Below are 20,250 nucleotides of genomic sequence, written 5' to 3' on the forward strand. Positions count from 1 at the left end.
CTCTTTATATTTCCTGTTTGTTACGTGCTTGTTATGAAAATCACGCTTCGTAACATTCAAACCGCAGGTGGGAACTCAGGCGAAACCGCGGTATAGCAAGTGAAGCAAAGCACAAGAGGAAGCGCGGTGATAATCTCAAGTCATCCCGTTCACCCTTCCTTCACAACTGATAACGAACCTCGTAACATTGCCGCCATACGGTGCAATGGTCTTGTTTGAGTTGGCGACTGCATTCGCGACTCACCTCACGACGAGCTTTTGCGACCCGCCAATTGCTGGTAGCAGCACACAAGGGGCTTGTGGCAGCGAGGAAGTAACAAGATTCCTACGGAAATACCGCAGGTGCACGGCGAGCGAGCTTACCCGCACGGCCGCAACTGCAAGCGAAGGGTAGAAGATGGAAAAGCTTTTTAAGCTCAAAGAGTCTGGTACCAACGTCTCTACAGAGATCGTTGCTGGCCTCACTACATTCTTTGCAATGAGCTACATCATTGCAGTCAATCCTGGCACTTTGAGCGCTTCTGGAATGCCTTGGGGCGCAGTCTTTATTGCCACCATTATTTCGGCCGTGGTCGGCACACTGATCATGGCCCTCGTTGCAAATGTTCCTTACGCACAGGCACCAGGCATGGGCCTCAACGCCTTCTTCACCTTCACTGTCGTGAAGGGCTTGGGCTTCTCTTGGCAGCAGACCCTCTCGATGGTCTTCATCTGCGGTTTGATCAACATTTTGATCACTGTCACCAAGGTTCGTAAGTGGCTCATCAAGTCCATTCCTCCTATGATGCAGGCTGCAATCGGCGGCGGCATTGGCTTGTTCATCGCTTACGTCGGCATCCTCGACATCGGTTTGGTCAAGTTCACCAAGTCCGACAACGGTGCTGGTGCAGTCCCCGGCCTCGCAATCTTCAACAACAAGGCTCTGCTTCTCTTCCTGATTGGCCTTGCTCTCGTGATGATCCTTCAGGTGTTCCCATTCAAGGGTGCTCTTCAGATTTTGAACCGTGGCGCCTTCCTCTGGGCTATCATCATCACTTCTCTGATCGGTATTCCTCTGGGCGTGACCACCATGGCCAAGTCCATTTCTATCGTTGACGCTTTCCAGCAGCTTCCTCAAACCTTCCTCGTGATCTTCACTGACAAGGGCCTTCCATCCCTGTTCACTAATCCTTCCAAGCTGCCGCTGATCTTGGTGACTATTCTCGCCTTCTCGCTTTCCGACATCTTCGACACCATCGGTACCTTCGTTGGTACTGGTCGCCGTGCCGGCATCTTCTCTCAGGAAGATGAATATGCTTTGGAGAATGGCTCCGGCTTCTCCTCCAAGATGGATAAGGCTCTCTTCGCCGATTCCACCGCAACCTCGATTGGTGCTCTCTTCGGTACCTCTAACACCACTACTTATGTGGAGTCTGCAGCTGGTATTGCTGCTGGTGGTCGTACTGGCCTCACCTCGTTGGTTGTTGCTATTTGCTTCGCCCTGTCCACTTTGTTCGCACCTCTGGTTTCCGCAATTCCAACTGCAGCAACCGCTTCCGTGTTGATCATCGTGGGCTGCATGATGATGAGCGACTTCGCTGATATCGATTGGAAGGACCTCACTCAGGCCATTCCTGCCTTCTTCGCAGCCGCCTTCATGGCATTCTCCTACTCCATCTCCTACGGCATTGCAGCAGGCTTCATCTCCTACTGCATCGTCAAGGTTGCTAAGAAGGAAGCTAAGGACGTTCACGTCATCGTGTGGATCGTCTCGGCTCTCTTCATTCTCGACTTCGTCCTTCAGGCTGTTGTTGCCTGATCAGCGAAAGCTACGAAGTCCGCATCAGCTGGGTTTAACCCGATCGATGCGCTGATGAGGCAATAACTGAACACTGATTTTCTCCAATCAGTTCTCCTGTTACTTACTCGGCTGGTAGTCACTTCGGTGGCTACCAGCTTTTTTATGCGCTTTTTATGCACTTTTCTGCACTTTTTTATGCGCAGCAAGTCCGCTCACGACACGCCGTAGCTGAAGATTATCAGTTCGCATCATCACCCACCGAAGTATAAAAATTTATGCACGATGTTCATCGTACTTTTCCGACCGCGAGGCAAAAATCGGCAGTGATAATCTGGAGGGCACACTACTGCCAGCCTATTCTGCAACGTTACAGATTTCCCGACCAAAATCCGACTTTTCACCCTCAGAAACGCCTCAAATAACGGGCAAAATATGCTCTGAGCAAGCCCTGAAAATGAGCCTTCTCGATCACCTTCCCCAGCTCATTGGAAAAGCGCATCAAAACTGATAAAACAGAATCGGTGACGCAATAAGTCGATCACGTAAGGACTACGATGAAACACTCTTCTGAACCTCACCCTCACCGGTGGAAGGTTTACGCGGGGCACGCCGCCCTCGTGGTGCTCAGCATGGCAATGCTGGCAGGTTGCGGCGATAACGCCCTCAACCCTCTGATCGAAAAAGCACCCGAGGCCGCAGTTTCCGGCCTCCACGGCGAATACCCTATCGCAGGCGCCTCCTCCCAACTTCCTGCCGCAGCCACCTGGATTGCCGGCATCGAGACGAGCGCCCCTGATCTCCATATTTCTTACGACCCCTCCGGTTCCGGCGCAGGAGTTTCCACCTTCCTTCAAAAAGGCGTGAGCTTGGCCGCCTCCGACGTTCCCCTTTCCGATGAGCAGCGCACTCGTAGCCAGCAGGCTTGCGCTCTCGGCGAGGCTTTTGAAGTGCCGACTTACCTCTCGGCCATCGCTTTTGCTTACAATTTGAAGTCGGCTGGTCTCAACAACACAAGCAACCCGGTGAAGTTGACGCCGGTCACTATTACCCGCATTTTCAATGGCACTCTCAAATTTTGGGATGACGCTGAAATTAAGGCAGAAAACCCTGAGATTGCCACTAAGCTTCCTCACCTGTCGATCACCCCAGTCTGGCGTTCGGATAAATCGGGCACAACCGAGACCGTAGAAAAGTTCTTCCACGCTACGGCAAGCTCCGAGTGGCCAGGAACTCCGCAGGAAACCTGGCCTTTCGACGCCGGCCAGTCCGCTAAAGGCAACGCAGGTATTTCCTCCACTTTGCAGCAAGCTGAAGGAACGATCGGCTACATCGACTTCTCCCAGGTCAACGAGCTCGGAGCAGCGAGCATCATCACTCAGCAAGCTTCCGCTGAGAAGGGCGAGAAGGAAATTGTTGTTGCTCCAGGAACTGCTGCAGCAACCAAGACGATCGCCCATTCTCGCCTCACTACCGCAGGCGAAGCAGGATCTGTGCTCGTCGACACTGACTTCGCCATTCGCCGTGAAGGCGCTTACCCGCTGGTGTTGGTCAGCTACCAGATTGCCTGCCAAACCTACGAAAAGGATGACACCGCCCATTTCGCCTTAGCATGGCTGGATTGGGTGACGAGCCCCGCCGGGCAGAAATCTGCCTCGCAGATCACCGGCTCTGCCCCACTGCCCACTAATGTTCGCAAGAAGGTAACCAAGAGCATCCAGGCCATCAGCTCGCTCAAGCAGGCCAGCGCTCCCCACACCGCAGCTTCCACTCGCACCACTGATTTGAGGAGGCTCTGATGGCACACACCCAGCGTAAGCTCTTCAACAGAATTCAGCATTTCGAACGCGGCGGCGACCGCGCCTTCCGCCAGGTCACCACCGTAGCGGGCAGCATTGTTCTCGCCGTTCTCGCTGCCATTGCAGCCTTCCTGCTCATCAAGGCTCTGCCTGCCCTCAACGCAGGTTCTGCAGTAGAGCAGAAAACCATTCAAGGTTTGACCGGTGGCGTCGAATCAAACTTCTGGGCTTACCTCGGCCCTCTGGTTTTCGGCACGCTGCTCGCCGCAGGCTTGGCGCTCCTGCTCAGCTTCTTCATTTCCATTGGCGTCGCGCTTTTCATCACCCAGTACGCGCCGAAGCCTCTGGCCCGTACGCTCTCCTGGCTCATCGACTTGTTGGCAGCCATCCCTTCGGTGGTGTATGGCTTGTGGGGCGCTCTGGTTCTCGTCCCCTCGATGCAGCCATTCTGGGCGTGGGTGAATAAGTATTTAGGTTGGATCCCGCTTTTCGCCTCCCCACAGTCGAACCCGCCTCGCACTATCGCCACCGTGAGCATCATTCTGGCAATCATGATCCTGCCGATTATCACGTCGATGGCTCGCGACATTTTGGCACAGGTTCCTCGCTCGCAGATTGAAGGCGCTCTTGCCCTCGGTGCTACTCGCTGGGAAATGATGCGTATCGCCGTCGTGCCTTTCGCCCGTAACGGCATGGTTTCTGCTGGCCTTTTGGGCTTGGGTCGCGCTTTGGGTGAGACGATGGCCGTTTTGATGATCCTCTCTCCTGGCGCCTCCTACACCTGGCACCTGCTCGTGGCGAGTAAGCATCAGACTATCGCTGCCAATATTGCTAACCAGTTCCCTGAGGCTGACGCTCAAGGCGTTTCCACTTTGATTGCCACTGGTCTGGTCCTATTTGTGATTACCTTCTTCATCAACTGGGCTGCTCGCCGTTTGACTACCCCGAGTGGTTCTCAGCCGACGGCAACCATTTGGCAGAAGTTCTGGCGTGCTACCGCACAAGCTTTCTCTGCCTTGTTGCAAAGGTATCGCAAGGCTTCTCGCTCCTGGCGTCTGGCTCGCGCACTGGGCAAGGCTCCTCAGGCTGAGCTGACAGACACCGGCTCAGTGGCAGCTCGCAAGGAAACGGGTGAGATGAGCCAGCAGAAGCGTCACGAAGACCCTCGTATTCTCGCTGCTTTGGCTGCTTCTCAGGCTCATGCAGTGCAGAACTCGCGCTCGCACGGCCCGAACACTCCTTCTCACCACGCTTTGCCAAACTTGATGGATCGCTCGAATGTGGCTCGTCAAGCGCGCAACAACCTGATGACTGTGCTCATTTACGTGTGCGCTGCCATCGCGGTTCTTCCTTTGGCCGTGGTCCTCTTCACTGTGTTGAGTAACGGCATCACGAGGCTCAACTGGGACTTCCTGACGCACACCATGCGCGGCGTTGTCGGTGGCCTGGCCCCTTACGGTGGTGCATCCCATGCCATCATTGGCACGCTGGAAATCACCCTGGGTGCGATGCTCATCAGCCTTCCTATCGGCATTATGGCTGCTATCTACCTGGTGGAGTATTCGAAGGGTTCCTTCCTTTCGCGCACTCTCTCGACGATGGTGGGCGTGATGGCTGGTATTCCTTCCATTGTGGCCGGCCTGTTCTCCTTCTCGCTCTTCTCCATTATTGGCGGGCCGGGAACGGTGAATGGTTTCGTCGGCTCGTGCGCCCTCTCCGTATTGATGATCCCGACGGTGATCACCTCGACGGCGGCTATGTTGCGCGTCGTTCCGCATGACCTTCGCGAGGCAAGCTATGCATTGGGTGTGACGAAGACGAGGACGATTCTCCACGTGGTGTTGCCTACTGCGCTTCCTGGCATTGTTTCTGGCGCTACTTTGGCTGTTGCTCGCGTCATTGGCGAAACGGCTCCTCTGCTCATCACTTCCGGTGCCATTGATTCGACAAATTGGAATCTGTTCAATGGTCGTATGACGAGCTTGCCTGTGTACGTGTACAACGAGTTCCAGCAAGGTACCGCTCTGTGCCCTGCGGCGGCGAGTTCACAAGTTCCGGCTTGCATTCCTGGCATTCGTATGGAACGAGCCTGGGCTGCTGCCTTGGTGTTGATTGTCATCGTTTTGCTGCTCAACATCATTGCTCGCGCCATCGCCCGTTCGGTGCAATACGCTCACAACTCTTAAAGATTGTCATTGCCCCTATCCTCATTTCGAGAAAGAAAGCTTATGTTTGGTTTGAAACGTGCTGCTACCTCTACTCTTCCCCAAGCTCCTGCCCAAGGTTCTGGCTTGGAGATCAAAGGGTTGAACTGCTATTACGGTAACTTCCATGCGGTTGACGATGTGAATATGGTGATTAAACCGCGCACGGTGACTGCTTTTATTGGCCCTTCGGGTTGCGGTAAATCAACCGTTTTGCGCACTATTAACCGCATGCACGAAACCGTTCCAGGGGCGCGCAGTACGGGTGAGATTGTGATGGACGGTGTTAATCTTTTTGGCCCTTCTGTCGACCCTGTGGATGTGCGTCGCCATATTGGTATGGTTTTCCAGAGGCCTAACCCCTTCCCTACGATGTCGATTCGCGAGAATGTGCTGTCTGGTTTGACGCTCAATAAGAAGAAGGTGAGCAAACAGGAGGCGGATGACATTGTCGAGTGGGCTTTGAAGGGCGCAAACCTGTGGGATGGCGTGTCTAACAAGCTTGACAAGCCGGGTACGGACCTCTCTGGTGGCCAGCAGCAGCGTCTGTGCATTGCTCGAGCCATTGCTGTTCACCCTCAAATTTTGTTGATGGATGAGCCCTGCTCTGCTCTCGACCCTATCTCTACTCTGGCCATTGAAAAGCTGATCGAAGAGTTGAAGCACGATTACACCATCGTGATTGTCACGCATAATATGCAGCAGGCTCAGCGTGTGAGTGATTACACTGCTTTCTTTAACACTGAGGGCGTGGGCAAGCCTGGCCACTTGGTGGAAATGGCTCCGACGGCTGAACTGTTTGGCAACCCTCAGCGTCCGGAAACGCAGAAGTACATTTCTGGCCAGTTTGGCTGATCTTACGACGACACGGCCAACTTATGAGTAATGTCAGCTGAACGCGGCAATTCGTGAAGGCCTGCTAGTAGGCTGACACTATCCTGACTTTCACCGACGAGGCTCAGAGGTTCGCCCTCGTCCACCCCGCCATAAAGCCATCAGTAAGGCGAAAATCGGCTACACAGCGAGAAGAGGCAAGGCATTTTTCATGAGCGAAGAGCAGACGAATCCTGTCGACGAGAGCGAGCAAGAGGCTAACCACACTACCCACAACGCCGAACCGATCATCCGTTCTGAACGACACGAGCAAGCCCACAGCGCGGGTTTCCATGATCACAACGATCACAGCATTCACGCTCCTCACACTGCAAAAGCTAGCACCGATTGGGCTCATCGCCTCTACCATGCTCGCCAGCATGCTCTCGCTCAAATTTCTCGGGTGGCTCACTCTCCTGCCTGGTCACGCGCTTCACAGATCACACTGACCAGAGAACGTGCCTACCATGATGGGCATTTGACTCATCCCGCGTTTGTTTCCATTGCTATTCTCACTTTCGCGGCTTTCCTTTCGAATTTCACTCAGCTGCAGCTCACCTCTGCCCTGCCCAGCATCGATAAAGAATTTGGTATCCCGCTGGTCACTGGCCAGTGGATGACGTCGATCTTCCAGCTGGTGATGGGCGTCATGGTTCCTTTGACGGCATTCTTCACCCAACGCTTCTCTACTCGCCAGATTGTCATTAGTTCTATGGCGCTTTTCACCATTGGCTCGGTGATTTGCTGGCTTTCTCCTCTTTTCCCGTTAGAAATTGTGGGTCGTGTGCTGCAAGCTATGGGTGGCGGCGTCATGTGGCCTGTGCTGCAAATCGTGGTTTTCTCCACTATTCCTATTACTCACCGCGGCCAAGCTATGGGAACTGTGGGCATCGCAATGGCTGTCGCCCCGGCAATTGGCCCGACGATCGGCGGTTGGCAAACGGACGTGAACGGCTGGCGGTCCATCTTCCTCACGCTCGCTATTATTGGCGTAACCACAATGGTACTGTGCGTCTTCCTTTTGCGCAACTTTATGGAGAAGAATGCCAGCATTCACGCTGATTTCTTCTCTGCTGGATTGTCAACATTGGGTATGGGTGGCCTGCTCTATGGTTTCACGAATATCGAGGCTTACCCTCTCACTTCACCGGTGTGCTGGGCTCCTATGCTGCTCGGCTTGGTGACGAGCATTTGGTTTGTGGTTCGCCAGCTTCGCCAGGCTGTTCCGCTGCTCAACTTGCGCGTGCTGAAAAACCGTGCTTTTACTACGGGAACGGTGATCGCCTCGCTCTCCTACTTCGCGTTTAGCTCGATTATTCTCATGCTTTCTCAGTACATTCAGAATGATCGTGGTTATTCGGCGACGATGGCTGGTTTGATTATTCTTCCTGGTGCTTTCGGAACGATTATTTCGCAGTTCTTCTCTGGCCGTTTCCTCGACCGGCTGGGCGCTCGTCCTGTGGCTATTTTTGGTACGGGAATGCTCCTGATTGGCACTATTATGATGAGCTTTATTTCGGATAACACGAATGTGTGGTGGATTTCCATCTCGCAGTTTGTCCGTCAGATTGGTATGGGCGCCACTTTGATGCCTATCACCACCTGGGCTCTCAATTCCCTCTCTCGAGAGGATATGTCAGATGGCTCTGCCACGACGAATACAATTCGCCAGATTGCTGGTGCTATTGGCTCTCCAGTGTTGATCGTCACTTTGACGTCACTGACTGTGTGGCGGCATTCTCAAGGCTTTGGTCAGGCGAGTGCGAATATTTGGGCGACGCGTATGACGCTGATTATTTCAGCAACCATTTGCTCAGTGATGTTCTTGCTGGCTGTTTTCGGTGTGAAAGGTGCGGGTGCTGGGCATATTCATACGATTACGCTCGACCAGTTGCGTCGCCAGCGCAAGCAGCAAGAGGCCGCGTAAGCTCGCTCCTCACTGAAGTTGGCTTGCGCTCTCTTGGCGTAAGCTCTCTCTTTCACTTGCTTGCACAGCTAGTAAATGCGATTGCCTCTGAGCCTTTGTCCCTTATAACTTGCGGCATAAGCTCCGCTTTCCTGTGCAATAAATAAAGCGCCCCTCCCGAGTCGCATCAGGAGGAGCACTTTATTGTTTTACACTGGCGAGGCGCGTTAGCGCGGCTGCTGAACAGGGGTCGTGTTGTTGTTATTTCCCACTCTGCTGTTGCCGCGGCTCGCCGCCTGGTTGGCAGCATTGTTGTTGGCTGAATTGTTGCTCGAACTACTCGAATTGCTGGAGTTATTCGAGTTATCCCCACCTTCAGCATCGTCGTCATTGCCCTGTTGAGCTTGTTCTTCAGCCTCTTGGCGCGCTTTCTCTTCGGCTTCCTTGCGCGCCTTTTCCTCTGCAGCTTTCAGGTCGGCGGCGAGTTTCTCTGCCTGAGAATCTGTCACCGCTTTTTCAGCAGTTTTCAGCGCTTGAATCTGAGTGGTGAACTGTTGGGCGGTCACCGAGGAGTTGGAGTTGTTCAACATCTGTTGAGCTTGAGAAATGGCCGAGTTGAGCGAGTAGCGTACCGAATCGTTGGCAACTGTTCCCTCGGAAGAGGTGTAGAGTTTCTGCGCGGTGGCAATCTCCTCGGTTAAGGTTTGCTTTGCCCTCTCAATTTCCTTGGAATCTTGCGACTTCTTGATGCCAGCAATGTCTGCCTTGAGATTATCAGTAGCGTTATTCAAGCTCTCTGCTTGCCCTTTCATCGCTGTGGCAGTGCTGTGCAGCTCTTGCGTGGTAGCGGTTGTGGAGCAGGTTTTTGCTTGAGGAATGGAAACTGACACATCATGATGCAGGTTGGTAATCAGAGCACCATCTGTCACGTCTGTTGTGGCGAGATTCATGTACTGCTGAGCGTTCTGCTGTTCCTTCTTGTAGGAGGTTACAGCTGTTTCCAAGTTACGTACGCTGCTTTCGCAGGTCTGAACGGCTTGTTGATGCTGTTTGTTTGACCAGTATGCGTACACACCGTAACCGACACCAGCGATGACGAGAAGCCCGGCCGCGATGGAGGATGCGATGATCGCAATGGACTTCTTATGGTGAGGATCAGGTGTTTTCACTACGGCTGGGTTGTGCTGAGCGTCCTGCTCGTTTGACGCCCCCTCGTCGTCCGCAGGAATGCTCTCTTCATCGTCGGAGAGAGAATCCAAAGTCATGGTGTCGCCGATAGGGTTCATTTGACCGGTCTGCTCAGCAGAATCATCAAACTGAGAGTATGCTGGCACGCGAATAGGCGCCATGCGCATGGTGTCTTCACCGGTGTCGTAATCGTCGTCTTCGTCAAAGACGCTGGCCATAGTTTCTCCGTTCGTTTGCAAACTATAGCCTATTCTACCGGCAGCAGTGCCTCATTTCACGAGCTTCTTAATCTGGCCAAGAGTCACTTCGTTGGGCAATTTATCTTGTTTGGCAAGAAACACTCGTGAAAATGAGACGTTATCTACTTTCGAACTCGTAAAAGGTTCAGTCGTCAACGTTGTAAAATCATTAATATGAGTCAAGGCGTACTGTCCAAACACTTCGACAGCCTCTTCCTTACCAAAGTTTTCTTTGAGCTCCTTTTCTTTTTCGAAGTCAGCTGGACGATAGCTAAAGATTAACAGGATCTGCTTTTCATGCAACCACCCTGGGTCTCCTGTTCCAATTTCACGAATAATAACCTTGTCATGGGGTTTATGCTCTCCTTTGAGCACCCCAATAACCGAAAAGGTATATTTCGTGACAATTCCGAAAATCTCATCCCCTGTTACTTCTTTCTTAATCACTTCTCCCACCATAATATTTTGATTGTTCTTAGCAATCTTGGGCAGGGTCAATGATGTTTTTCCTCGCTCCACGTGCATTGTGTCTTCAGGCAATAGATACGAGGATTCATTGGGCACAGGCCAATCCTTCGACGGAGTAGTCAGCCCACACCCAATGAGTGAGAGTGTCAGAAGGGAAGTAAGCATTCCTGCGCATACTGTTTGCGTTATTTTCTTCTTCATCTTTTGTCCTTGAACTCTTTCTCTGACAGCGCTGAAGAACCCATTCTGTCATTTCACGAGCTTTTTGATCTGGCCAAGAGTCACCTCGTTAGGCAACTGTGCCTTTTTGAGAAGAAACACCTTCGAAAACGACACATTATCAACCTTGTTACTACTGAAAGGCTCAGTCGTGAGAGTGGTGAAATCATTAATATGTGTCAACGCATACTCTGCAGCTACGGAGGCGGCTTCTTGGTCTCCCCAATTTTCCTTGAGCTCTTTTCTGTCTTCTTGGTCTCGCGGAAGAACCGTAAACAGCAGTAGCACCTGTTTCTCTTTGAGATGCCATGGCTCTTCAGTGGCTCCTACCTCTCGGATGATCACCTTGTCGTGAGGCTTATGGTCTCCTTTGAGCACGCCAATCACAGAGAAGGTATTCTCTGTCACGATTCCGAAAATCGGGTCTGCTATTACTTCTTTCTTAATCACCTCTCCGACCATGATGTTGGTGTGATCGCTCACCATTTTGTTGAGCTTCAGAGGCGTTGCCGTTTTCTGTAGAGTCACTTTGTCCTCAGAAATCCCATACGAGGATTCATTGGGCACAGGCCAATCCTTCGAAGGAGTAGTCAGCCCACACCCAATGAGTGACAATGTACACAAGAAGATGCTGAGAGTAGCAATCACTCTTCGACGAACAAACATCGTGATCAGCTTTCACACCGTGAACATGTTCGAATTATTAGCAAGAACTAGTATTTCGAATTAATCCCTCTTACATCATCGGTTGTGAGATACTCTACTCCACTCTTGTATGACTGATCTGCGTTAGCATACATTACCGTATGCACATAATCACTATGCCCTAGTCCCCAAGCATGACCAAGCTCGTGCAACCAGATTAAGCGAACTTTACCAATTGGAGTTGAGGGTCGAATGATACTCTTATTCAGCATCACATCTGCCCAAGTAATCCTCTTACGGGGATACTTATCTGCATCACTGTTCGTATACCCTGCAACATTTTGGCTGCCATCTTTGAATCCAATCCAGTTCGTTCCACCATAGTAGCGTGCTTGTGCAAGCATCTTACCGTTGTTATTCCGCGAAAGATGCACGTGGGTTTGAGTGTTGTAATTGTCGATGGCCTGGTTGAGTGCAGTGGAATAAACTCCACTCACATCGCCGTAGGCACGAATCATCTGAATTGAGCTATCCCATTTCGCAGGATATGTTGAATATGCATAGGCAGAATGAGTAGGAATCGCGCTCGACACCCCAAGAATAATCAGAAAGACGAGTACTGCTTTCCCTAGCAGTCTGAAACCAAAGAGCTGACTGTTATAATTACCTTTTCTTGTGTTCATCATGCACCTTCTCTACCTTTATTTTTTCAAGTAATTACCACTTGTTTCGTTTGGTTAATGTTGCTGAATGGTAGAAAGAACCTGGCTGATATCAACTTCATCAGGGAGCTGATCGATCTCTGTATTAAACATTCTTTCAAAAGAGACCGATGAATCCGAACGATTGTTGTTCGAAGTAGTCCTCATGAGAGTTGTGAATGTTCTCTTATTAGACAAAGAATAGATACCTGCGGTTACACCTCGAACTGCATATTGATCTCCGAAGACAGCCTTGTCCTCTGGTCTGTTGGGGTCTGCAACAGGGTTAAGAAAAAGCATTATGACCTCATTCTGTTTGAGAATAATAGGGTCATTTTCGCCCGTTTGCCGCACTGTTATTGAGCCTTCGGTAGCAGGTTTTCCTTTCAGCGTGGAGATCACATTGACTGTAGAGAGCGTTACGTAATGATAGTTATCTACATCAAGAGCTGTTTCTTGCTGTTCAACTTTCCCCACAACAATAAGTGGGCTATCATCAGTTAATTCCTCCAAAGAAGCATATGATCGTTCCCTCAAAAAGTGATATCGAGAGTCTTCCATGCTTAATCCCACTCGAGGAGTGGCAATCTTCTCTTCATGAGTTTGAGAAGCGCTGCTTCCACATCCCAATAGTGAAACACAAACGAGTACAGAAAGTACTCCTGAACCTACAGTCCGGACAATGTTACTTGTCATCATTCCCTCAATTGACGTAGCGGATAGGGTTAGTCACCTCGTCTGTAGAAGAAGTCATCTTCGTTGGTAACTTCTTCTTCTCTTCTCCAGACCTCAGTGATCTTAGGTAGCGCACAAGGCGTCGAACGAAACAGTACTCACAGCAGTTTCTTTACTGCTTTTGCAGTATTCTATGCCCTACTTATTCCTTTGTCTAGATACCGTTTATAAACGAAACTTTCGAGAAGGATCTGCTTTTCATGGAGATGCTCGGGCTGCTGTGCACCCCACTCGCGGATAATGATTTTCTCATGCGGGCGATGCTTGCCTTTCAGCACACCAATTATCGAGAATGTACTTTTCGTGATAATGCCGAAAATAGGGCTCGCAGTAACTTCTTTCTTCACCACTTCGCCGACGATCACATTGCTGGAATCATGTATTAGTTGCTGAAGTGACTTGATACTTCCACTTCTTTCCACGGTAAAATTCTCCTCAGCAATCCCATACGAGGATTCATTGGGCACAGGCCAATCCTTCGAAGGAGTAGTCAGCCCACGACCAGTGAGAAGCAACGCTGTGGTAAGAATGACTGCAGTCAGTGAAAAGCTCAGCCTTCCCCCTACTTATAGTGAATCGCCTGAGCAATATCGCACAGTGGCAATCTTAAGAAACGTCTTCTCACAACAACACTTGCCAGCTTATTAGTGATTGTTTTCCTTGCCACAGGCTTTGGCGTGTACCAATGGCGTAGCCAACAAGAAGCGTTACAAACTTGCACGATGGTACTCGATTCTCTGAAGTACGACCTTCATCGGCTCAAGCAGCGCCAATCGTCAGATAGCTGTTTCAAGCGAAAAAGAAAATTTGGCTTAGCCCTCACCTCAATTAGTTGACAAAAGTATTGAATGTATCCGTCTGTTTTGCTCTCTTTTGGTGGAATAAAAATACTATTCGTCCAACAAACCATCCAGCAGATCCATCAGAGGGACATTCAAGACGATGGAGATCTTCAACACCTCCGTCACGCGCCAATGGATCCGCCCGATCAACTTCTTGGGAAGACGAGCTGGGAGAAGGCCTATGCGCTTTGCAAGCGGCTTTCAGCCATGTTTTTCCTCACCAAGAGGATACGAATATTCGAACCAATACGCGCATCATGTGCGAGATGTGAATCTGATGAACTAGACATACAAACTGCGTTTCATTCTTTCATTAATTCACCAAGAAGAACACTGCAGAAACAAATTCTGCCAAGGAGTATGAGCACTTTTTGTGCCCCCGCAGGGACTCGAACCCTGGACACGCGGATTTATCCCCTCCAGATGATTGCAATTCCAACAATATTTTGTAGGAACTACATTCGAGGCAACTTTTATCGTATAAAACCTGTCCTATCTGTAAATCTTTCCTTTGTACGAGAAATGCGGGAAAGAAAATCTATAACTATTTTTGTTCAATTCCTTCTATAAGCGTGTCGTAGGGACAAGACCACCACTTATGCATCATTAACTCTCCATTATCCGCATGTTTTTGGTTCGAAATAGGGACGACATCACCACCTTTGGAACAATTATGATCGGAAGTTGTCCAATTCTGTTCTCTGAAAGGGAGACAACAATGCCTGGCCCACTACCACGACCAATTCCACCAACATGGAACGAGCAAGTCACCACTTGGATCACCTGGCTCGCAAGTCGAGGCATCAGTTCCACCACAATCTACAGTTGGAAACATAAACTGTTAGCCTTCGCACACTTCACCCAACAACCACCAGAACTCATCACTGCAAACGATATTGAACAGTGGCTTGCACGAAACAAAAGCAGGAACACGAAGAGAGCAGACCTGTGCGCGATGAGAAGTTTCTACTCGTGCATGACACTGAAGAAGAAGATAAAGCACGACCCGTCACAAGACGTGGTGATGTCGAAGCGTTCTGTTCGTAAGATGACTCCTGCTCCTTATCAAAGTGTCATGAATTTGAAGAAGACAACTGAGCCTCGCATTCAGTTAATGGTGCTGTTGATGAGTGAGATGGGATTGCGACGCAGTGAAGTTTCAGCGGTGCACGCGCACGATCTGAATCAAGAATTGAATGGTAAGCTCACACTCACCATTCATGGGAAGGGAGATAAAGAACGGTTAGTTCCTGTCAGTCCTCGCGTGAAGAGACTTTTACTGAAGCAATTGAAGCAGAGTAAAAGCGGCTGGCTATTCCCCTCACGTAACCATGGTCATGAGAGCGGGAAGCATTTGACTGGAGCAACGATTGGGAAATTGGTGAGACAAGAAACAGGTTGGTCACCCCATGCGTTCCGTCGTCGCTTTGCTACCGATACTTTCCAGGCAACGCATAATATCTTCGCAGTGAAAGAACTTCTTGGTCATGCGAATCTTGCAGTCACACAACAATATTTGTGGACAGATCAACAAGAACTGGAACAAGCAATGCGTGATCTTAATGATTGGAGAACTCAACAACAGAAACTCATCAGGGTACAATAGAAGAAGAACTTGTGCCCCAATTGGGGAGGTAAACATTATGTTACAGGAGCGGATGATGAGAAAAATAGTAGACTCAGCACGACTGCTCATCATTCGGGAGATGATGGGATTGAGTTCTCACCAACTCGCTTCCCTACTCGGTGTAGATCACCGGTCTGTCATCCGGTGGGAGAATGGGATGTTTGAAGTTCCCGACTATGCTGATCGTAAATATAAGGAGTTGACCGAAGAGTTTGAAGGCTCAGCCGTCAACTTGGCGAAGGAAGCGCGCGCTCTCGGTTACGTTCCTGTACCTCATGATAAGAAAGCCCGATATGGTTTTCCCGCTTCGTGGTATCGAGCTGTAGCTCGCCGTGCAGTGGAGATATCCGGATTGCCTGCTGTATGGGATGACGCACTCACGAAGTAGAACAGAGGAAGCCCCTCAGAAAAATTCTGAGGGGCTTTGTTATGAAAAGAAAGAATATGAGTCATCAGTAAATCGTATAGGCAGCTCCTTTCCTTCTGTTACGCACAAGAGTGAAGATCAGTATGATCCAAAGGCAGAAAATGGATTCGAATTTTCGTTCATCTCGGACGAGTACTGATCAGAAGATTCATTCATATCATTATGAGCTTCGTCGGACGCCGGACTGTCAAATGAGGAGGCTGACTCTTCAGATGAAGTGTCAGTGTTCTGCTCTTCAGTGTTAGAGTCGATATTCAATTCATCCTGGTTGGAAACAGTTTGTTCTTCCTGATGCTCACTGTTATTCTCTGTGGACTTTTCCACAGGAGCGTCTTGTTCAAGTGAAGTCTGTTCAACTTCATCTGGCTTCTTCTGATCATCAGCTGGAGTAGAACTCTCATCAGCTGATTCATCAGAAGCGTCAGGAACAGACGGAGTCAGATCGAGCGCAACGATCTTGCGCAACTGGACAATAGGGATATTAACTTCTTGAGCAAACTGTGACAAACTCATTCGACGCAAACTCAAGAACTCAGTCAAAGCCGACTGTAGTTCCATCGTTGCGTTCTGAAGCTCCTGCGCAGAGCTAGCAATCGAACCTGTCAACTCTTCTAGTCTCTTCAAACTCTGACGATCATCTTTTAACATGCGATCAAACTTCTCTCCCAAGAAATTTGCAAGCTCACCATTCAAACGTCGAGCCATACTCAGCACCTTTCTTTTTCTCACACCACACAAACGTGGCATGAAACTAACGCGGTTGAACTGCCTTACGTGATAGGAAATGCGAATTTCTTGATCTCAATGCCACAAAAACATGTGTGAAGGAAGTGTGAAGCATGAAGAAAAGCTCTCCAAAGATATGTAATGAAAATGTGAAGGCTGAATTTTTCAGGAAACATTCAGACAATTCACATTGTGATGAAAGTGTGAACGCTCGTCGAAAACTCGCGTCCACTGTTCATGTCCGACATTGTCGGACAAACAAAATGTCCACGTTTTAGTGGACTAACAAGCCACGCCTTTGTCCGACGACAAAGGCCAGTTTTTTCACACTTCTGACGAAAAGTGAAAAACCGTTTTTCGGGAGACCCGAACCCCATACGAAGATCCGAGGGAAAAATGAAACAGATTGAAGCAAAAGATAAAACACGAGATATTCGATTCACTATTAGATTCACACAAAGTGAATTGGATACGCTCAAAGATCTGATGGCAGACTCGTGGCCGCACGTTTCAAGTGTGAGTGAGATCATTCGCATCTGTTTATTCAAGAGAACAGATTTCAAACACGTGACAGTGTTCACTGACCCATCGGAAATCAGCGCAGCAATAAACAAATTCGGAAGAAACCTTGACGCATATCTCAAACTTGCTCGCACATTGGGCATTGAAAAGGACGACCTCGCTGAATTAGAGAAGCTCAGTCATGACGTTACTGAGTTCATGCAAAACGTATGGGACGACTACAAGCAGAAAGTAGGTGTGCAATATGGCCGTGCTTGAATACGCGGGAAAAGATGGATGGATTCACTCCACACTCAAGAAAGCAATCCAATATATTCAAGACCCAGCGAAAACAACGAGTCCTGAAGGCAATCTTCTCATCTCAAACAGTATGCTCATCAAACCAAATGCTGATGATGAGACAGCATTCTTCTTCGAACGTTTCAGTCGCAACCCTCGAAACAGGAAGTCAAACAATCGTCTCGCTGCGCACTTTGTGCAAAGTTTCCCTGAAGAAGACGAGAAGAAGCTCACGCCCGAGCAAGTTCATGAGTTGGGTGTCCAACTTGCAGAAAAGATGACGGGTGGTTCAAAACATTTCATCGTAGCTACGCACGTGAGCCAGGCACACATTCATAATCACATTCTCATCGTCAACCATGATGAGATCACCGGTCGGGCATGGAAATGGAATCAGCGTGACTTGAAAGCGTGGCGTGACATGAACGATCGCATCAGTCTGGAGAACAGTTTGTCTGTTCTGCCTCCAGCAAAGATTGGCTACGAACCAGAGAAAAACAGTTGGAAGAATATTGGCGAGCGTTATGCATTCGCGAATGGTCAGAGCAGACTAGAACAACTCAGAATGATCATCGACACCACAGCCATGAACACCTCCACCTTCACCGAACTGAGAAAACAACTCACAAAGCACAACATTCAAATCCAAAACAGAGGAAAACATTTCACCTATATATATAAAGGAGTAAAAATCCGCGACAACCGCCTGGGAGAAGCTTTCACACCCCAAAACCTCTTCGCACGACTGCAAAAAACAACAGTCTTTGAAATCACTATCAACAAAAGACTCATCATCAACAAAAATAAGGATACAGTCACGGTTGCTCTGCCTGGCACGCACGGAAATCTGCGCCTCACCATCCCTCAAACACAAACTGTGAGCGACGGAACAACACTGCGCGCCTACATCGCAATCCACCGTGAACTCATTCTGCTCACCAAAACAGGACAACTCGATCACAAGATCACAGGAGAAGAACTCCAAAACTACTTCACGCCAACGCACGAGCGAGCCAGCATCACTCGCGTGAACAATGATGATGACATTCAAGAGATCATGCAGGCAACCAGCCACACCGCACAACAAGAAATCAGTATGCAAAAGCAAATTGATGAAGTGCGACAAGCGCTCGCCATCATCACCGCTTACGACCCTCAAACACAACACCTCAGTGTTGCTCAAAGCATGATCCAACGAGAACTCACTACCTATCAACAGCAATTAATGAAAATCGTCGTGCAAGAAACAATCCCTCTCAACCAGGCAAGCCCCGAAGATCAAGCACAAGCATGGGATGAGAAAAACCAGAAGATCACAGCGCTGGAAAACAAAATCCAAGAAGATCAGAAAAGACTCCAGCTCTTAAACAACGTGGCAAAACATGTGCAAGAACGCAATAACCACAGGAGAAACCGATAACCAAGAAAGGATTCTCCCATGGGAAAAGTCAGATACGGACAACACAACAACACAACAACAAGAACAACAACACCTCAACCGATAAACCAAGGAGAAAAATAATCATGGTCACACTACTCCCCGAAGAATTTGATACCACCGGAAGCCCAACCCAATATCTCATGGCGGCAACCTACCTCAACCACTCTGTGAACAACAGCATCGTCTTCATTGACACGGAAACAACAGGGCTCACCAGTGAAGACAAACTCCTCAGCCTCGCCATCACAGATCAACAAGGGGGCACACTCTTCTACGAGAAATTCAATCCCGGAGAACAACTTCTCACCACCGGCTGGCCACAAGCAGAAAAAATCAACCACATCAGCCCCACTGACGTGAAAAACTGCCGACCATTCAATGACTATTTCACCCAAATTGACAGTATCCTGCAAGGCAAGACCGCAGTTAGCGGGTATAACACGGATGGTTTCGACCTCAGCAAAATCAGGCAAGAAGGATACTACGGGTTCGACAAGCTCGCATCCCTCGACCTCATGCCACTCATCATTGCCATGTACTCACCCTACTGGAATGACCCCACGAAGAAAATCTACGAAAAAGCACCACACCTCACCGACGTGGCACGCTACTTCAACATCACCTACGACCCTCACGACGCACTCAACGACACTCGAGCAACAGCACAATGCTTCGCCCGCACAATGGAAGCTGTCCAAAAGCGAGCCCAAGAAAAACTCGCCCAGGAACAGAATCTTTCCAAGGACAACAGGAAAACAGTCATCACTGTTGAGAATAAAGATTTTCGCGGAGTACCGTCAATCTATGACGCACTCTACCCCGCTATCATCCCTGGTGAAAAAGCTCTTGATGGAGTTGACGAAGTTCACTTCATCAACTGTAACTTCGAAGGCTTGGAACGAATCCAACTCGACGGACTCGTTGGCCAAGCTATAGCCAGTTTCGACAAGTGCAATTTCAACAAAACAAGCTTCTGGGATCTCGGATCTAAAACCATACCCACCAACTTCACTCATTGCACCTTTAAAAACAGTCATCTTCAGGGAATCGGAGAGGACTACAACTTCCAAACCTCACTGCATGACTGTGACCTCAGCAACGCTACACTGGAAACCCTTTACTTTGAAGAAGGCTCATTCGCCAATATCAATCTCACTGGTGCACACATCAATGAATGCACATGGTACGTACCTGACGATTTCACCAACGTGGACTTCACCGACGTAACCCTGCATAATGTGGCGTTCGACTATGTCAAGCAAGAAATCGCACAACAGCTCATCCCAGTCATGCGAAACATCACTCTCGACGGAGTCAGCGTCATCAACCAGGTGGGGTATTACCAGGCAAACAATCGCCTCTACACTGCACCCACGCTCAACCACTACGAGCTCACTATGAACGGCGACTATGCGCCCACCATGGACGGAGATGTAGAGTACAGCAGATGGAGAACCATCGAACAAGACATGTATTCCCCTGAAAAAGCAGAGCTCCTCTTCGCCCAAGACCTGCCAGGTCATGAACCAGAACAGCACAGAGGATTGAACCGTTAATGCGGCAACAAAAACACAAGCACCACTCACACAACAAACAACGACGGTAAAGAGAAGAGATCCTCACCATTATGGT

At 49.5% G+C, this 20,250-nt stretch carries 17 protein-coding genes and 1 pseudogene; 11 read left to right on the forward strand and 7 right to left on the reverse strand.

What is annotated here, in order from left to right; all coding sequences use genetic code 11:
* Positions 1-397: 397 nt before the first annotated feature.
* The 6 genes and pseudogenes from AEAE_RS05075 (at position 398) to AEAE_RS05100 (ending at position 8,580) form a co-directional block, all read left to right on the forward strand.
* Positions 398-1,798 (forward strand): NCS2 family permease, encoded by a 1,401-nt coding sequence (locus AEAE_RS05075; protein WP_094690007.1) that lies wholly within the window; start codon positions 398-400, stop codon positions 1,796-1,798.
* A gap of 536 nt (positions 1,799-2,334) precedes the next feature.
* Entirely contained in the window at positions 2,335-3,576 is a 1,242-nt protein-coding gene (locus AEAE_RS05080) for a phosphate ABC transporter substrate-binding protein PstS (protein WP_094690008.1), read from the forward strand.
* Positions 3,576-4,517: pseudogene (gene pstC / locus AEAE_RS05085) on the forward strand (phosphate ABC transporter permease subunit PstC); the annotation flags it as partial. The gene AEAE_RS05080 and the pseudogene pstC, both read left to right, overlap by 1 nt.
* A 195-nt stretch (positions 4,518-4,712) precedes the next feature.
* Positions 4,713-5,762 (forward strand): phosphate ABC transporter permease PstA, encoded by a 1,050-nt coding sequence (gene pstA, locus AEAE_RS05090; RefSeq protein ID WP_094690134.1) that lies wholly within the window; start codon positions 4,713-4,715, stop codon positions 5,760-5,762.
* 42 nt (positions 5,763-5,804) lie between these two features.
* Entirely contained in the window at positions 5,805-6,635 is an 831-nt protein-coding gene (gene pstB, locus AEAE_RS05095; protein WP_094690009.1) for a phosphate ABC transporter ATP-binding protein PstB, read from the forward strand.
* 190 nt (positions 6,636-6,825) lie between these two features.
* Positions 6,826-8,580: an MDR family MFS transporter gene (locus tag AEAE_RS05100; protein WP_094690010.1), complete on the forward strand. Its 1,755-nt coding sequence runs from the start codon at positions 6,826-6,828 to the stop codon at positions 8,578-8,580.
* A gap of 206 nt (positions 8,581-8,786) precedes the next feature.
* On the opposite strand, the gene AEAE_RS05105 is transcribed toward AEAE_RS05100, so the two are convergent.
* The 6 genes from AEAE_RS05105 to AEAE_RS05130 form a co-directional block, all read right to left on the reverse strand.
* A complete protein-coding gene (locus AEAE_RS05105) occupies positions 8,787-9,965 on the reverse strand; it encodes a hypothetical protein (protein ID WP_094690011.1) in 1,179 nt (392 codons plus the stop codon).
* A 51-nt stretch (positions 9,966-10,016) separates the two neighbouring features.
* The gene (locus AEAE_RS05110; RefSeq protein WP_148139966.1) at positions 10,017-10,550 is read right to left on the reverse strand and encodes a hypothetical protein; all 534 of its coding nucleotides are present in this window, start codon (positions 10,548-10,550) and stop codon (positions 10,017-10,019) included.
* A gap of 153 nt (positions 10,551-10,703) precedes the next feature.
* Positions 10,704-11,240 carry a hypothetical protein gene (locus AEAE_RS05115; RefSeq protein ID WP_094690013.1) on the reverse strand — a complete coding sequence of 179 codons (537 nt, stop codon included), beginning with the start codon at positions 11,238-11,240 and terminating at the stop codon, positions 10,704-10,706.
* A 146-nt stretch (positions 11,241-11,386) separates the two neighbouring features.
* On the reverse strand, positions 11,387-12,004 hold the full coding sequence (locus tag AEAE_RS05120) for a M57 family metalloprotease (protein WP_094690014.1): 618 nt from the start codon (positions 12,002-12,004) through the stop codon (positions 11,387-11,389).
* A 51-nt stretch (positions 12,005-12,055) separates the two neighbouring features.
* On the reverse strand, positions 12,056-12,718 hold the full coding sequence (locus AEAE_RS05125; protein WP_148139968.1) for a hypothetical protein: 663 nt from the start codon (positions 12,716-12,718) through the stop codon (positions 12,056-12,058).
* A gap of 167 nt (positions 12,719-12,885) precedes the next feature.
* Positions 12,886-13,221: a hypothetical protein gene (locus AEAE_RS05130; protein WP_094690016.1), complete on the reverse strand. Its 336-nt coding sequence runs from the start codon at positions 13,219-13,221 to the stop codon at positions 12,886-12,888.
* A gap of 1,093 nt (positions 13,222-14,314) precedes the next feature.
* Here AEAE_RS05130 and AEAE_RS05135 point away from each other — a divergent pair.
* Complete coding sequence (locus AEAE_RS05135) at positions 14,315-15,202, forward strand: tyrosine-type recombinase/integrase (RefSeq protein ID WP_158520519.1); 888 nt, start codon at positions 14,315-14,317, stop codon at positions 15,200-15,202.
* A gap of 100 nt (positions 15,203-15,302) precedes the next feature.
* Positions 15,303-15,611: a helix-turn-helix domain-containing protein gene (locus tag AEAE_RS05140; RefSeq protein WP_148139969.1), complete on the forward strand. Its 309-nt coding sequence runs from the start codon at positions 15,303-15,305 to the stop codon at positions 15,609-15,611.
* Positions 15,612-15,728: 117 nt separating this feature from the next.
* Here the strand turns inward: AEAE_RS05140 and AEAE_RS05145 are convergent, their stop codons facing one another.
* Positions 15,729-16,355 carry a hypothetical protein gene (locus AEAE_RS05145; RefSeq protein WP_094690019.1) on the reverse strand — a complete coding sequence of 209 codons (627 nt, stop codon included), beginning with the start codon at positions 16,353-16,355 and terminating at the stop codon, positions 15,729-15,731.
* Between the two features lie 417 nt (positions 16,356-16,772).
* Here AEAE_RS05145 and AEAE_RS05150 point away from each other — a divergent pair, with 417 nt between their 5' ends.
* The 3 genes from AEAE_RS05150 (at position 16,773) to AEAE_RS05160 (ending at position 20,174) form a co-directional block, all read left to right on the forward strand.
* A complete protein-coding gene (locus AEAE_RS05150) occupies positions 16,773-17,156 on the forward strand; it encodes a hypothetical protein (RefSeq protein ID WP_094690020.1) in 384 nt (127 codons plus the stop codon).
* A complete protein-coding gene (locus AEAE_RS05155) occupies positions 17,143-18,597 on the forward strand; it encodes a relaxase/mobilization nuclease domain-containing protein (protein ID WP_094690021.1) in 1,455 nt (484 codons plus the stop codon). Before AEAE_RS05150 ends, AEAE_RS05155 begins: the two co-directional genes overlap by 14 nt.
* A 104-nt stretch (positions 18,598-18,701) precedes the next feature.
* Positions 18,702-20,174, forward strand: a complete 1,473-nt coding sequence (locus AEAE_RS05160; protein WP_094690022.1) for an exonuclease domain-containing protein — start codon at positions 18,702-18,704, stop codon at positions 20,172-20,174.
* Positions 20,175-20,250: the final 76 nt, after the last annotated feature.

It is taken from the genome of Aeriscardovia aeriphila, assembly GCF_002259595.1.
GTDB lineage: Bacteria > Actinomycetota > Actinomycetes > Actinomycetales > Bifidobacteriaceae > Aeriscardovia > Aeriscardovia aeriphila.